Source organism: Rhizobium sp. 01L419, from assembly GCF_056400025.1.
This window is the reverse complement of record NZ_JBFTSM010000015.1, coordinates 41,841-54,948: the sequence shown is the minus strand read 5'-3', so window position 1 is coordinate 54,948 and position 13,108 is coordinate 41,841. Positions and strand designations below refer to the sequence as shown.

The following is a 13,108-nucleotide window of genomic DNA, read 5'->3' as shown; positions in this document are numbered from 1 at the left end:
AAAATGCTCAGATGCGGTCGAGATGGACGCGCATGCGGCCCGCCAGATCCTGGATATACTGCCATGCGACGCGGCCGGAGCGGGCACCGCGCGTGGTAGCCCATTCCAGCGCTTCGGCATGCATCTTCTCGCGATCGAGGCCGAGCTCGAAGTGGTCGGCATAACCATCGATCATCGTCAGATAGTCTTGCTGGCTGCACTTGTGGAAGCCGAGCCACAGGCCGAAACGGTCGGAGAGCGAGACCTTCTCCTCGACGGCTTCGGACGGATTGATCGCCGTCGACTGCTCATTCTCCATCATGTGACGCGGCAGCAGGTGACGCCGGTTGGAGGTGGCATAGAACAGCACATTGTCCGGACGCCCTTCCACACCACCGTCGAGCGCCGCCTTCAGCGACTTGTAGGCGGTATCGTCGTGGTCGAAGGAAAGATCGTCGCAAAAAACGATGACGCGGTGCGGCGTATCCTTGAGCAGATCGAGAAGTGCCGGCAGGCTGGAAATATCCTCGCGATGCACCTCGACGAGCTTCAGCGATACGCCGCTTTCGCGGCGCACATCTTCATGCACGGCCTTGACCAGCGAGGACTTGCCCATGCCGCGCGCTCCCCAGAGCAGCACGTTGTTGGCGGCATAGCCGTCCGCAAAACGCACGGTGTTTTCGTGCAGGATATCGCGCACGTGATCGACGCCACGAATAAGCGTCAGCGCCACCCGGTTAGGGCGCTGAACGGGCTGGAGGTGCTGGCGGGCAGGGGACCAGACGAAGCAGTCGGCCGCGTTCCAGTCGTTGACGGCAGGCGCCGGTCCCGCTAGCCGCTCGACCGCGTCCGCAAGCCTCTTCAGCTCCTGAAGCAGAACACTATTGATTTCCTCGGCCATCGGGTGCCTCCTTCATAGATTGCAGCGATAATCCGCTTTCGCTTTTTTGATGCCGGGTAGCATGGCCTTTCCACAGCGGAAAGGTTATGAGGCAGCGGAATCGGTACGCTTTCCGGCTGTTTTTGTTGCATTCATCAAGGCTGCAACTATAGTCCGGCGACTTGAAAAGAGAGGCGGGCTTCCGCCGCCCATAGCCTGAGGAGCTTAGCATGTTTATCACCCCGGCATTTGCCCAGAGCGCAACTGACGCCACGAGCGCTTTTGGCGGTTCAGGCCTCGAAATGATCATCCTGTTCGTGCCGCTGATGGTGGTCTGGTATTTCCTGCTCATCCGCCCGCAGCGCGCGCAGGCCAAGAAGCGCGAGGAAACCCTGAAGGCGATCCGTCGCGGCGACCAGATCGTCACCGGCGGCGGCCTCGTCGGCAAAGTCACCAAGGTTATCGACGAGAAGGAAGTCGAAGTCGAAATCGCTGAAGGCGTGCGCGTCCGCATCGTCCGCACCGGCATTTCCGAAATCCGCGTTAAGGGTGAGCCGGTCAAGGCCGACGCAGCATAACATGCAATAGCAAACGCCGCCGGATCGGAAGATAGTCGAGAGAATGCTCCATTTTTCCCGCTTGAAAACACTTCTGATCTGGTTGGTTGCGATTGCCGCCGTCGTCGTCGCTGCTCCCAATCTTCTCAGCCCGGCGCAGCTTTCCTCCCTGCCGGGCTGGGTCCGGCAGGACCGCGTTACCCTCGGTCTCGATCTTCAGGGTGGCTCGCATATCGTCCTTCGCCTCGAACGCTCCGACATCATCAAGGATCGGCTCGAGGCAACCGTCGCCGGCGTGCGGGACAAACTCCGCGGTGCCGGCATCCGTTATACAGGTCTGGCCGGCAACGGGCAGACGGTCACGGTCAAGGTTGCCGATACGGCTCAGCTCCCGGCCGCAGCGGACCTCCTGCAACTGCTGACTTCAGCCGACGTCTCGCTCCAGAAAAGCGATGATGGCCAGTTGACGCTGCAGATTTCCGACAAGGCGATCGATGCCGATACGGTTGCAGCACAGACCCGCTCGCTCGATATCGTCGCCCGCCGTATCGCCGGCTTCGGCAAGGAGAACTTCACTGTCCGCCCCGATCGCGATGACCGTATCGCCGTGCAGGTGTTGGGCTCCGTCGATGCCGAGCGGTTGAAGAACCTGCTGAACGAGCCCGCCGCACTCTCCTTCCACCTGATCGATGAGAGCATGACCGGCCAGCAAGCGCTTGCCGGACGCTGGCCCGCGACATCGCAGATACTCTACTCACTGGATGATCCGCCGATCCCCTATCTGGTCGATCGCGGCGTGATTGCGATAGGCGCAGATTTTGCCGAAGTCGATACAAAGACAGATCCGCAGACGCAGGATAGTGCGGTCGTCTACCGGCTGAATGCCGATGCTGCTCAACGCCTTGCGCAGGCAACGACGGCCAATGTCGGAAAACATCTCGCCATCGTCTTCGACGATCAGGTGATGGCAAATCCGGTTATTGAAACGCCGATCACGGACGGACGTGGCGAGATATCAGCCAATTTCTCCGAAGAAGGCGTTGAGGATCTGGCCATCATGCTTCGGGCGGGCGCGCTGCCGGCGACGCTGACATCGGTTGAAGAGCGCACCGTCAGCCCGGTTTTCGGCTCCGAATCCGTTTTCTCCGGTCTAGCTGCCGGCATTGTCGCAGTGGTGCTTGTCGCAGCGCTGATGATCGCGCTCTACCGCATCCTCGGCATCATCGCCGTCGTTTCACTGTTCTTCAATCTGGTGCTGATCGTTGCGGTCTTAAGCGTTGCCGGTGCGACCCTTACACTTCCGGGCATTGCCGGCCTTGTGCTGATCGTCGGCATGGCGGTGGATTCCAACGTGCTGATCTACGAGCGCATTCGTGAAGAGGAGAGGGTACCGCATTCCACCTTCGCCCAGGCGGTTGAGCGCGGCTTCTCGCGCGCCTTCGCCACTATCGTCGATGCCAATGTCACGATCTTCATCGCCGCCGTCATCCTGTTCTTCGTCGGCAGCGAATCCATCCGCGGCTTTGCCGTGACGCTGGCCGTCGGCATCCTGACAACGATCTTGACGGCTTTCACGCTGACGCGTGGCTTCGTGGCCGCCTGGCTTGCAAGACGCCAGCCGCGCCATCTGCCGAAGAGCGCGCTGACCGGCCTGTTCGAGCACGCCAATATCCGTTTCATGGGTATCCGCCGCTATGTCTTCACGGGGTCGGCCGTACTTTGCATCGCCGCCATGCTCGCCTTCGCCTCGGTTGGCCTGCATCTCGGCATCGATTTCACCGGCGGTTCGCTGGTCGAGGTCAAGGCGAAGCAGGGCAATGCCGATATTGCCGATCTGAGCGCCCGTCTCAATGAGCTGAACCTCGGACCGGTGCGCGTCGAGCGGATCGGCAATGCCACCAACGCCCTGATCCGGGTCGGCTCTCAGGACGGCGGCGAAAACGCCGAGCAATCGGTCGCGACATTCATTCGTGGCGAACTGGCCGAGGATTACGATTTTCGCCGCGTCGAGGTGGTCGGGCCGGCTGTTTCGGGCGAGCTGACGATGCTGGCGACGATCGGCATCCTTGCCTCGCTGTTTGCCATCCTGGTCTATATCTGGATCCGCTTCGAATGGCAGTTTGCGGTTGGTGCGATCGTTGCGACGCTGCACGACGTCATCATCATGCTCGGCCTCTTCGTGCTGACGGGCATGGAATTCAATCTGACAAGCGTGGCCGCACTTCTGACTGTCGTCGGTTATTCGCTGAACGATACCGTCGTCGTCTACGATCGCATGCGCGAGAACCTGAAGCGCTACAGGAAGATGCCACTGCCGATCCTGATCGATGCGGCGATCAACCAGACGCTGTCGCGCACCATTCTGACGGCTGCCACGACATTGCTGGCGCTCTTCGCGCTCTATATTTTCGGCGGTGCTGTGATCCGCTCCTTCACCTTCACCATGCTCTTCGGCGTTGCGCTTGGAACATTCTCCTCCATCTATATAGCAGCGCCCGTTCTCATCATCTTCCGGCTGCGCCGTGAGACCGGTGGCGAGGACGAGGGCGACATCAGCATGAAATCCGGCAAGCCGGCGGTATAGGTACATGGCAAAAGGCATTGAAATCCGCGACGCCCATTTCCCGGGCCGGGCTCCCATCGACACCTATGGTAATGGCGGCTTCCGCTTTGCGGATATGTCGCATCGCGGCTCCATCCTTTGCCTGCCCTCGGGCATTCATGGCTGGGATATGGATATAACGAAGCCGCTGTCGGTGGAAAACTTCCGCCGCGTGCTCGATGAAGCCGCCGATATCGAAGTGCTGCTCGTCGGCACCGGCACAGAGCTTCGCCGCCTGCCCGCGGAATTGCGTGCCGCCCTCAAGGCACGTGGCATTTCCTCCGATCCGATGAGCACGGGTGCTGCCGTGCGCACCTTCAACATCATGCTTGCCGAACAGCGAGCCGTTGCCGCAGCCCTGATCGCGGTCTGATCATGGCAGACGTGAAGACGAGCGAGGATATCAGCCTGGCGATGCTGCGCGACACCGATCGCGACCGCTACCTCGCCTGCCTGCTATCGCCCGAAGACAAGCGCGGTGCGCTTGCTGCCCTCTATGCCTTCAATGCCGAGCTTGCCCGCATCCGCGATCTCGTGCACGAACCGCTGCCCGGAGAAATCCGCATGCAGTATTGGCGCGACCTTCTGGAGGGCAATGCGCACGGTTCGATAGAAGCCAATCCGCTGGCGGCTGCACTTCTTTCGGCCGTCGAGACGCACCGGCTTCCGCGCCAGACGCTCGTCAACATGATTGAGGCCCGGATCTTCGACCTCTACGACGACCCGATGGAAAGCCGCACCTCGCTGGAAGGCTATGCAGGTGAAACCGCCTCGGCGCTGATCCAGCTTGCAGGCCTCGTCCTCTCGCCCGAGGAAGCGATGAAATCCGCCGATGCTGCCGGTCATGCCGGTGTGGCGCAGTCGATATCAGGCATGCTGCTGCTGATGCCGCTCCATCAGCGCCGCGGCCAGATCTATATCCCGCTTGAAATTCTCTCGGCGACAGGCCTCGACCGGGAAACCTTCCTGGCCGGTGCGGACAAACCGCGCATTGCAGCAGCGATCGAGGCCTTTGCCGGGCTCGGGCGCGATCATCTTGCCAAGGCACGGGCTTCCGTACTGTCGCCGGTTATCGTGCCGGCCTTCTTGCCGGTCGCACTTGCCGAACCTGTGCTGATCAAGGCGCAGAAGCGCGGTGCAGCCATTCTGGAAGGCTCGCTACAGCAGCCGCAATGGCGCCGTCAGATGCGCATGGCACTTGCCGGAATACGCAAGAAAATCTGACAACGGTCAAACTCGCGCAAGTCTCGTGCGTTATGTCGGGCATAACCCCATTTTAAACGGAGAAACCGCGTGGGCATTATCGTCTGGTGCGTTCTTTTCGCCATCGTCATCTTCATCGCCTACGTGGCGACGCGCATGGCTGCGCAGAACAAGGAAGATGGCCTGCACGACACGGGCCTTGCCATCATCGAATTCGGCCGCGCATTCCCCAATGAGGCAATCCGCCAGCTTCAGGCGACAGTCGATGGGCAGGCCGTCTTCGTGCGTCTGCATGATAACAAGGCGGGCTTCATGCGTAACATGTCGCGCCATTTCGCCTGCCATCTGATCGAGCCGGGCACGGTGCGTGTTCTGGCTTCTGAAACGGGCAGAGGGCTGAGCATCGAATTTGCCAGCGCGTCCCATCACAACGGCACCTACGAGTTCGCTTCTGCCAAGGAAGCGTCAGAAGTGTCGCTCTGGCTGCTTGGCAACTATGTTGCCGAGCAGGATAAGGAACTGCCTGTGCCGAATAGCTCGGCGGTGAACGGCCACTAATCTCAGGCGCTTTCGGCGAGTTCGACATCCTGTCCAAGCCAGGCGGCGCAATCCGAAAGCGCCCGCTTGGCGATCAGCTGACGCTTCATGATCGTCTTATCCTTGCCCCGGAAGCGCTTGACGCCTTCAGGCTTGACGATCGAACCCGGCTGAAGCTCAGGAAATAGCCCGAAATTGATATTCATTGGCTGGAAGGAGCGTTTACCCGGCTCCTCATCGGTGACGATATGGCCGCCGGTGATGTGGCCGAGCAGCGAGCCGAGCGCCGTTGTTACCGGAGGAAGGGAAACCGCCTCTCCCTTGCGTTCGGCAGCGGCAAAGCGGCCGGCGAGCAGCCCGACGCTTGCGCTTTCCACATAACCCTCGCAGCCGGTGATCTGACCGGCAAAGCGCAGGCCCGGGCGCGACTTCAGCGTCAGCGACGGGTCGAGCAGGGTGGGCGAGTTGATGTAGGTGTTGCGATGCAAACCGCCGAGCCGGGCGAATTCGGCATTCTCAAGCCCTGGGATCATGCGGATGATATCGGCCTGGGCGCCATATTTCAGCTTCGTCTGGAAGCCGACCATGTTGTAGAGCGTGCCGAGCGCATTGTCCTGGCGAAGCTGCACGACGGCATAGGCTTTCACGGTCGGGTTATGCGCATTGGTCAGGCCCATCGGCTTCATCGGCCCATGACGCAGCGTCTCACGCCCGCGCTCGGCCATGACCTCGATCGGCAGGCACCCGTCGAAATAGGGCGTGCCTTCCCACTCCTTGAAGCCGACCGTATCGCCGGCGATCAGCGCGTCAACGAAAGCGTTGTATTGCTCTTCAGTCATCGGGCAATTGATATAGTCCTTGCCCGTACCGCCGGGACCGACCTTGTCGTAGCGGGACTGATACCAGCAGATATCCATGTCGATGCTGTCGCGATAGACGATCGGCGCGATCGCATCGAAGAAGGCGAGAGCGTCCGCACCGGTTTCGGCCTGTATGGCGCTCGCAAGCGAGGGGGCAGTCAGGGGGCCGGTGGCGATAACCGCCAGATCCCATTCCTTCGGCGGCAGGCCGGAGATCTCCTCGCGCACGACCGTGATCAGCGGATTGTCGTGGATCGCCTTGGTCACGGCATCCGAGAAGCCATCGCGGTCGACGGCCAGTGCGCCACCTGCCGGCACCTGATGTTTGTCGGCCGACGCCATGATCAGTGAGCCAGCCATGCGCATTTCCGCATGGATGACGCCGACGGCGTTGCTGGTGGCATCGTCAGAGCGGAAGGAGTTGGAGCAGACGAGCTCGGCAAGTCCATCGGTCTTGTGTGCGTCCGTGCCGCGCACGCCACGCATTTCATGCAGGATGACAGGCACGCCGGCACTAGCGATCTGCCATGCAGCTTCGGAGCCGGCGAGCCCGCCGCCGATGACGTGGATAGGGGAATATGAGGAGTTCTGGGTCATTGACGGCTGATATCACGCCGGCAGATGTGATCCAACTGCAGAATCGAAGCGGCCCTTCACCCGTGCTAGATTACTAGCTCTGCTCTCTTGTTCCTGGCGATGCCTCGCGCTGGTCGGCATCTTCGAGATCGGTATCGACAATATAAACGTCGCCATGTTCCCGCACCGCCTCGCGTTGTGCCGCAAGGTTCGGAAGATTGTCGGAGGTCGTTTCTTCCGTATGTTCGTTGAAAGTGTCGATTTCACCCTTTGCGGATTGAGTGCTCCTACGCCTGGCACTCAAGGCCTGGGAGGTTTGCTCCGCAATTTCGCGCCGACGCGCGTCGGCCGTCGGGCTGTCTTCTGCCCGCGCATCATCCGTTGCTTTTTCGAGAATAGTTCCAGCCACGATGTCACCTCCAGAAACGGTTCGTCTCGACGGATTGGCGGCCGAGCAGGTAGCCGATGCTGAAAGCGAGCAGGCCGATACCGACAACCACGGAGCTTGCGGTATGAGGATGATTGGCAGCACCCGTTGCAACGGCCTGCACCTCGCGCCTGACTACGGAGGCTGTATTCGAAGCGGCCTTGCGAATGCCCTCGGGCTTGTTCGTCGGCTGGCCGGTGAAACCGGCGTTGAGTTCGTTTGTCATGGGATGGTCTCCTTTCGTGAAGGAGAACTGCCGGAAGGCTGTTGGGTTCCGACAAAGGCGTCAGCAAAGCCCGAAAACGAAAACGGCGCCCGATGGCGCCGTCTTGGATAATAGTCTGCTCGCTATTTAGCGGAACGAGCGGGATGCGATGTTGCGGATGTCGTAACGGCTGACGCCGATATCGGACAGGGTCTGGTTGGACAGGTTGCCCAGTTCGTTGAGCGTGCGGCGGTAGCTAATCCAGCTCTTTGCAATGCGGATCGGGTTCATGGTCTTTTCCTCGGATGTCTTGCGCGAGCGGCGGGATCGCCGTCTCTGCGGTTGATATCTATATAGTGGAGGTCCCTGATATTGTGCAGTGCAAATAAAAGGCGGCTGCTATGCAATTGTGCACTCTTATGCCTGCTAATTATGCAGCGCGCGATTTTTGAGCGGGCCGAGAATTAATACTTCCGCAACTTTTGCGGCAGCCTGACCAGCCGGCAAAAAGAAAACGCCCGCTGCGGAGGCAGCAGGCGTTTTGGGAAGGCAATCTGCTTGGGAGGAGCAGCGATTACCCGTACTTAGCGGGCGGAAGCTTCGCGAGCAACGCGATGGATGTCCGAACGGTCGATGCCGAGGTCATGCAATTCGCGGTTGGTCATGCGGCCAAGTTCCGTAATCGTCTGACGATACTTGCGCCAGTTATTGAAAGAGCGAGAGAAGTTCATGTTAATCCCCTTTCCTAGGGCTTGATCCTGCCAGCAGCCTGTCTTCGGCGCTGACCTCTATTTGATGGCCAGAATATATGTTGCGCCGCGAAGAACTAACAGAGCCAAGATTTCAAGTCACCTATGCGTGATTCGCAAGGCTCAACCAGTTATTTGCACGCTTTGGTCATTTTCTGGTCAATGAATAGGCAGAATGATTTTCTCTCACGCCGCCACATTCGCGGATGGATATTTGGTCGGCTTTGGTGTCCGCGAATAGTCTTTTCCCTGTAGGCGCACTTCGCCATACATCAACGGCGAAGAACATTGGGCCCCGTGCTCCAAAGCGCTCCCCGACCGTCTCAAGCGGCTTAACGATTGCTTCACCCTGATTAACGCGAAAGCCTGAAAAGCCACCATCCTAATCGTTTAACCACCTGTTAAGCAAAACGCCCACCGGGGGAGGATCCGGTGGGCGTCATGATGGTGACTGGCAACTGGGAGGAGGAGTGTTGCCAGTCTATCGCAGGGCGCTGGGAGGAGGAGTGCGCGTCTGCGAATCTTATCACGGACATATCATCCGCAGGCTTCCGGAAAACCGGGCCGGGGAGCCATCCCCGTGCCTCGATGTACAGTAAATAGTATGACTTTTGAGTATTTTGCAGTGCAATATATTCATGAGGGCTATGCGGCTCATGCATGCCTTCCTGCGATGCTCATATATTAGTAATAGTGCGGTTAGTATTTCGTTAACGAGCGACCCAATTTAGACCAGTGAAGAATTTGCATATTTCGAATGTCGGCGTTTCCGCGAGGCAATCCTGCGCTATAAAGGCAAAAGCCGAAGATGGCGGATCAATGCGGGGTAGGGCATGTATCGCGGCAGATTGGAGCGGGATTTCTCGCTCTGGGTGGAGAAGGGACTTCTGCAGAAGGGGACGGCAGAGGCGCTGCTTGCCGAATACGATGCGCGTCCGGCAAGTTTCAGCCTCGGCCGCGTGCTGATGGGGCTGGCAGCCGTGCTACTCGGTGCGGCTCTGCTGCTGCTCGTCGCTTCAAACTGGGAGTATATCCCGCGCCTCGTCCGTGTCGGTCTGATGCTGGTGCTGATCTGGGCTGTTCATATCGGTGCTGCACTTCTTCTTATGCGTGGTGCGCTGGCCTCCGCCAGCGGCCTGCTCATCATCGGCGCGTTGAGCTTTGGCGGCGCCATCTCCCTCGTCGGCCAGATGTATCATCTCTCTGGCGACGAACAGACGGTCATGTATCTCTGGTTTGCGGTGGCGACCGTTTCGGCGGTTCTTTTCCGCTCGGCCGCGGTGACGGCCGTCGCGGGCTTCCTCTCCTGGGCCTCCTTTGCCGTCTACCTTGAGAATTTCGATACGCGCTGGTTCGGCCTTGGCCCTTATGCGCCGTTGGTGATGGGGGCTGCTATCATCGGCCTGGTGCGCTTCACCGGCGCCGACCGCGCCCGTCATCTAGCTTATCTGTTGGTGGTCGGCTGGCTGGCCTGGCTCTATGTGTTGACTGACGAGATTTCCGTGGCGATTGCCTTCGCGGTCTTCGGCATGGCGGCTTTCCTGCTGACCGCCTTGCCTGTCCCCCCGATTTCCACGCTCGTCAGATCGGCGGGCGCTGCTCCGGCATTCTACAGCTTTCTCGTCGCCATCATGGGATTGTTCCTGCTTCATATGGAGATGGACGAAGGCGGCCGTATGGTCGTGCTTGGTCTGCTGACGCTTGGCGCCGCCGTTGTGGCGATCGTGCTGCATGGCCGGGACAATGGGGCGGTACGCTACCTTGCCTATGGCGCCTTCGCAGCCGAAATGCTCTATCTTGCCTCGGTGACGGTCGGCACGATCCTCGGCACGTCCAGCCTCTTCCTGTTCTCGGGCCTGGTGGTCGCAGCCGTCGCCTGGGTCGTCATCCGCCTCGAAAGACGCTTCGCGGCAGGCCGCGTGGAGGAACGCGCATGAGCTTTGCCTTCGCAAGACCGCAAACCGGCCGCTTCTATATCGTCGCTGCAATCCTGGTCGCCGGCCTGCAGACGTTGATCCTCGGTTACATCATTCAGAGCCGAGCTTCGATTCTGGCCAATGGCACTGAAGTGCTGCTCAAAACCGCTCCCGTGGATCCGCGCGATTTCCTGCGTGGCGATTATGTGGTGCTGAACTATGACATATCGTCGGTCCCGGTCTCGACGGTTACTGGCGGCATTCCGGCGAAAGCGGGGGAGCAGACCCTGTGGGTTCGCCTCAAGCGCCAGCAGGATGGCTTCTGGGGCATTGTCGAATCGTCGTTTAAGGAACTGCCGGCACAGCCGGGTACAGTCGTCCTGCGCAGCGTGCCTTTCTACAGCTATGGGCCTGATAATGGTGACATGATCCGGGTCGAATACGGAATCGAACGCTATTACGTGCCGGAAGGCGAAGGAAAGCCGCTGGAGGAGGCGCGCAACGAGGGCGTCGTCTCCATTGCCGCAAGCATTTCCTCCTCCGGCGCTGCGCAGATCCGCAGCCTCGTGGTCGACGGCAAACCGGCCTATGAGGAGCCGCTCTATTGAGAGGCGAGGCCGGTAATGGGAACGATGCGCTTTTGCCCGCAAATCGCTGTCATTTGCCGTTCATTTTTCCTTTGCCTGTTCTAAATCGGGTGATATAGAGACGCCGCGCTCCGGAAGGCCTCATGTGCAGGCATATGCATGCGGTTTTGCGAACGCGGGTATGGTGAAATTGGTAGACACGCCAGATTTAGGTTCTGGTGCCGTAAGGCGTGGGAGTTCAAGTCTCTCTACCCGCACCAAGCTGCCTTGCAGGGCGGGAGGACTGGAACTTGGTTGTCCCGGATACCCGGAAAGCGAGTGCTGTTCCGCTTCGGACGGAACGAACAGGAATTGAGAAAAAGCCACGCGCGGCAGTTGGCCGGCGTCGTGCTCACCGAAACGAACGGCGTCTGGGCACGGCCGTCACTGAATGAAGGTAGGAAGACATGCAGGTTATCGAAACGCTCGCTGAAGGGCTGAAGCGCGAAATCAAGGTCGTTATCCCGGCCAAGGACATGGAAAACAAGATGAATGAACGCCTTGCCGACGTAAAGGACAAGGTGCGCATCAATGGTTTCCGTCCGGGCAAGGTTCCGGCCGGTCACCTCAAGAAGCTCTACGGCAAGTCCGTTATGGCCGATCTCGTCAACGAGATCGTCCGCGACCAGCCGACGCAGATCCTGTCCAGCCGCGGCGAAAAGTCGGCCACCCAGCCGGAAATCGCCATGACGGAAGACAAGGACGAGGCAGACAAGATCCTCGCCGCCGAGCAGGATTTCGAATTCACGCTCTCCTACGAAGTTCTTCCGCCGATCGAACTGAAGTCCAACAACGGCATCAAGGTCGTTCGCGAAGTCGTCGAAATTTCCGATGACGAAGTCAACGAGCAGGTTCTCAAGGTCGCCGAAAGCGCCCGCGACTACGCCGAAAAGAAGGGCAAGGCTGCCAACGGCGACCGCGTCAAGATGGACTATGTCGGCAAGGTCGACGGCGTCGCCTTCGACGGCGGCACCGATCAGGATGCCGAACTGGTTCTCGGCTCCGGCCGTTTCATTCCGGGCTTCGAAGAGCAGCTCGTCGGCCTCAAGGCTGGCGACGAGAAGACCATCAATGTCACCTTCCCGGCCGATTATCCGGCCAAGAACCTCGCCGGTTCGGAAGCGACCTTCGACGTCACCGTCAAGGAAGTTGCTGCTCCGGCCGACGTCGAGATCAACGATGAACTTGCCACCAAGCTCGGCCTCGAATCGGCTGACCGTCTCAAGGAAATTGTCCGCGGCCAGATCGAATCGCAGTACGGCTCGCTGACGCGCCAGAAGCTGAAGCGTCAGATCCTCGACCAGCTCGACGAGATGTACAAGTTCGAAACCCCGTCCAAGCTCGTCGAAGCTGAATATAACGGCATCTGGAACCAGGTCAGCAACGACCTCGCCCAGTCCGGCAAGACCTTCGAGGATGAGGACACCACCGAAGAGCAGGCGCGCGAAGAATACCAGAAGCTCGCTGAGCGCCGCGTTCGCCTCGGTCTCGTTCTCTCCGAAATCGGCGAAAAGGCCGGCGTCGAAGTCAGCGAAGACGAAATGCAGCGCGCGATCTACGAACAGCTGCGCCAGTATCCGGGCCAGGAAAAGCAGATCCTCGAATTCTTCCGCAGCCAGCCGGGTGCCGCCGCTTCGATCCGCGCTCCGATCTTCGAAGAAAAGGTCATCGACCACCTGCTCACCGAAATCGACGTCACCGACAAGAAGGTGACGAAGGAGGAGCTGCTCGCCGACGAAGAAGGCGAAGCTTCCGAGAAGGCCGACACCAAGAAGGCTGCTCCGAAGAAGAAGGCTGCCGCCAAGGCTGAGGCTTCTGAAGAAGTTGCTGAAGGCGAAGAAGCCGCTCCGAAGAAGAAGGCCGCTCCGAAGAAGAAGGCTTCCGAAGACAGCGCCGAATAATCGGCTCCTTCGCACTGAAATTCAAAAAGCCCTGCCGCATGCGGCAGGGCTTTTTTGTTGAGGCTATAAGGTCAGGCGCTGAAATCGCAG

The 13,108-nt window shown here is 59.6% G+C and carries 14 protein-coding genes and 1 tRNA gene; 9 read left to right on the top strand and 6 right to left on the bottom strand.

Annotation, left to right across the window (positions count from 1 at the left end; all coding sequences use genetic code 11):
* Positions 1–7: 7 nt before the first annotated feature.
* Positions 8–880 carry an ATP-binding protein gene (locus AC1DUP_RS26000; RefSeq protein WP_113311599.1) on the bottom strand — a complete coding sequence of 291 codons (873 nt, stop codon included), beginning with the start codon at positions 878–880 and terminating at the stop codon, positions 8–10.
* A gap of 209 nt (positions 881–1,089) precedes the next feature.
* Here AC1DUP_RS26000 and yajC point away from each other — a divergent pair, with 209 nt between their 5' ends.
* The 5 genes from yajC (at position 1,090) to AC1DUP_RS25975 (ending at position 5,779) form a co-directional block, all read left to right on the top strand.
* Positions 1,090–1,437 carry a preprotein translocase subunit YajC gene (yajC, locus tag AC1DUP_RS25995; protein WP_113295708.1) on the top strand — a complete coding sequence of 116 codons (348 nt, stop codon included), beginning with the start codon at positions 1,090–1,092 and terminating at the stop codon, positions 1,435–1,437.
* A 43-nt stretch (positions 1,438–1,480) separates the two neighbouring features.
* Positions 1,481–4,000, top strand: a complete 2,520-nt coding sequence (gene secDF, locus AC1DUP_RS25990) for a protein translocase subunit SecDF (RefSeq protein WP_113311600.1) — start codon at positions 1,481–1,483, stop codon at positions 3,998–4,000.
* A 4-nt stretch (positions 4,001–4,004) separates the two neighbouring features.
* Positions 4,005–4,391 (top strand): Mth938-like domain-containing protein, encoded by a 387-nt coding sequence (locus AC1DUP_RS25985; RefSeq protein WP_113311601.1) that lies wholly within the window; start codon positions 4,005–4,007, stop codon positions 4,389–4,391.
* Positions 4,392–4,393: 2 nt separating this feature from the next.
* Complete coding sequence (locus AC1DUP_RS25980) at positions 4,394–5,242, top strand: phytoene/squalene synthase family protein (protein ID WP_113311602.1); 849 nt, start codon at positions 4,394–4,396, stop codon at positions 5,240–5,242.
* 69 nt (positions 5,243–5,311) lie between these two features.
* Entirely contained in the window at positions 5,312–5,779 is a 468-nt protein-coding gene (locus AC1DUP_RS25975) for a hypothetical protein (protein WP_113311603.1), read from the top strand.
* Positions 5,780–5,781: 2 nt separating this feature from the next.
* On the opposite strand, the gene trmFO is transcribed toward AC1DUP_RS25975, so the two are convergent.
* The 5 genes from trmFO to AC1DUP_RS25950 form a co-directional block, all read right to left on the bottom strand.
* Positions 5,782–7,215 (bottom strand): methylenetetrahydrofolate--tRNA-(uracil(54)-C(5))-methyltransferase (FADH(2)-oxidizing) TrmFO, encoded by a 1,434-nt coding sequence (gene trmFO, locus AC1DUP_RS25970; RefSeq protein WP_113311604.1) that lies wholly within the window; start codon positions 7,213–7,215, stop codon positions 5,782–5,784.
* 73 nt (positions 7,216–7,288) lie between these two features.
* The gene (locus tag AC1DUP_RS25965) at positions 7,289–7,690 is read right to left on the bottom strand and encodes a DUF2934 domain-containing protein (protein WP_477835679.1); all 402 of its coding nucleotides are present in this window, start codon (positions 7,688–7,690) and stop codon (positions 7,289–7,291) included.
* The gene (locus AC1DUP_RS25960) at positions 7,608–7,847 is read right to left on the bottom strand and encodes a hypothetical protein (RefSeq protein ID WP_113311605.1); all 240 of its coding nucleotides are present in this window, start codon (positions 7,845–7,847) and stop codon (positions 7,608–7,610) included. The genes AC1DUP_RS25965 and AC1DUP_RS25960 overlap by 83 nt, the downstream gene beginning before the upstream one ends.
* A gap of 126 nt (positions 7,848–7,973) precedes the next feature.
* Complete coding sequence (locus AC1DUP_RS25955) at positions 7,974–8,117, bottom strand: DUF1127 domain-containing protein (protein ID WP_113295701.1); 144 nt, start codon at positions 8,115–8,117, stop codon at positions 7,974–7,976.
* Positions 8,118–8,410: 293 nt separating this feature from the next.
* Positions 8,411–8,557, bottom strand: coding sequence for a YjiS-like domain-containing protein (locus AC1DUP_RS25950; protein ID WP_113295700.1), 147 nt, complete (start codon positions 8,555–8,557; stop codon positions 8,411–8,413).
* Positions 8,558–9,408: 851 nt separating this feature from the next.
* Between AC1DUP_RS25950 and AC1DUP_RS25945 the strand changes: the two genes are divergently transcribed.
* The 4 genes from AC1DUP_RS25945 to tig all read left to right on the top strand — a co-directional run bounded on the left by AC1DUP_RS25945 (position 9,409) and on the right by tig (position 13,018).
* Positions 9,409–10,512 carry a DUF2157 domain-containing protein gene (locus tag AC1DUP_RS25945; protein WP_113311606.1) on the top strand — a complete coding sequence of 368 codons (1,104 nt, stop codon included), beginning with the start codon at positions 9,409–9,411 and terminating at the stop codon, positions 10,510–10,512.
* Positions 10,509–11,099, top strand: a complete 591-nt coding sequence (locus tag AC1DUP_RS25940; protein WP_477835466.1) for a GDYXXLXY domain-containing protein — start codon at positions 10,509–10,511, stop codon at positions 11,097–11,099. Before AC1DUP_RS25945 ends, AC1DUP_RS25940 begins: the two co-directional genes overlap by 4 nt.
* Positions 11,100–11,253: 154 nt before the next feature.
* A tRNA-Leu gene (locus tag AC1DUP_RS25935) sits at positions 11,254–11,338 on the top strand.
* A gap of 186 nt (positions 11,339–11,524) precedes the next feature.
* Complete coding sequence (gene tig, locus AC1DUP_RS25930; RefSeq protein ID WP_113311608.1) at positions 11,525–13,018, top strand: trigger factor; 1,494 nt, start codon at positions 11,525–11,527, stop codon at positions 13,016–13,018.
* Positions 13,019–13,108: the final 90 nt, after the last annotated feature.

What these genes read in the sequence shown, in the direction of transcription:
- secDF (WP_113311600.1), top strand. Translation starts at nt 1,481, where the DNA reads ATGCTCCATTTTTCCCGCTTGAAAACACTTCTGATCTGGTTGGTTGCG.
- AC1DUP_RS25980 (WP_113311602.1), top strand. Translation starts at nt 4,394, where the DNA reads ATGGCAGACGTGAAGACGAGCGAGGATATCAGCCTGGCGATGCTGCGC.
- trmFO (WP_113311604.1), bottom strand. Translation starts at nt 7,215, where the DNA reads ATGACCCAGAACTCCTCATATTCCCCTATCCACGTCATCGGCGGCGGG.
- AC1DUP_RS25985 (WP_113311601.1), top strand. Translation starts at nt 4,005, where the DNA reads ATGGCAAAAGGCATTGAAATCCGCGACGCCCATTTCCCGGGCCGGGCT.
- AC1DUP_RS25950 (WP_113295700.1), bottom strand. Translation starts at nt 8,557, where the DNA reads ATGAACTTCTCTCGCTCTTTCAATAACTGGCGCAAGTATCGTCAGACG.
- AC1DUP_RS25955 (WP_113295701.1), bottom strand. Translation starts at nt 8,117, where the DNA reads ATGAACCCGATCCGCATTGCAAAGAGCTGGATTAGCTACCGCCGCACG.
- AC1DUP_RS25960 (WP_113311605.1), bottom strand. Translation starts at nt 7,847, where the DNA reads ATGACAAACGAACTCAACGCCGGTTTCACCGGCCAGCCGACGAACAAG.
- AC1DUP_RS25940 (WP_477835466.1), top strand. Translation starts at nt 10,509, where the DNA reads ATGAGCTTTGCCTTCGCAAGACCGCAAACCGGCCGCTTCTATATCGTC.
- yajC (WP_113295708.1), top strand. Translation starts at nt 1,090, where the DNA reads ATGTTTATCACCCCGGCATTTGCCCAGAGCGCAACTGACGCCACGAGC.
- AC1DUP_RS26000 (WP_113311599.1), bottom strand. Translation starts at nt 880, where the DNA reads ATGGCCGAGGAAATCAATAGTGTTCTGCTTCAGGAGCTGAAGAGGCTT.
- AC1DUP_RS25945 (WP_113311606.1), top strand. Translation starts at nt 9,409, where the DNA reads ATGTATCGCGGCAGATTGGAGCGGGATTTCTCGCTCTGGGTGGAGAAG.
- tig (WP_113311608.1), top strand. Translation starts at nt 11,525, where the DNA reads ATGCAGGTTATCGAAACGCTCGCTGAAGGGCTGAAGCGCGAAATCAAG.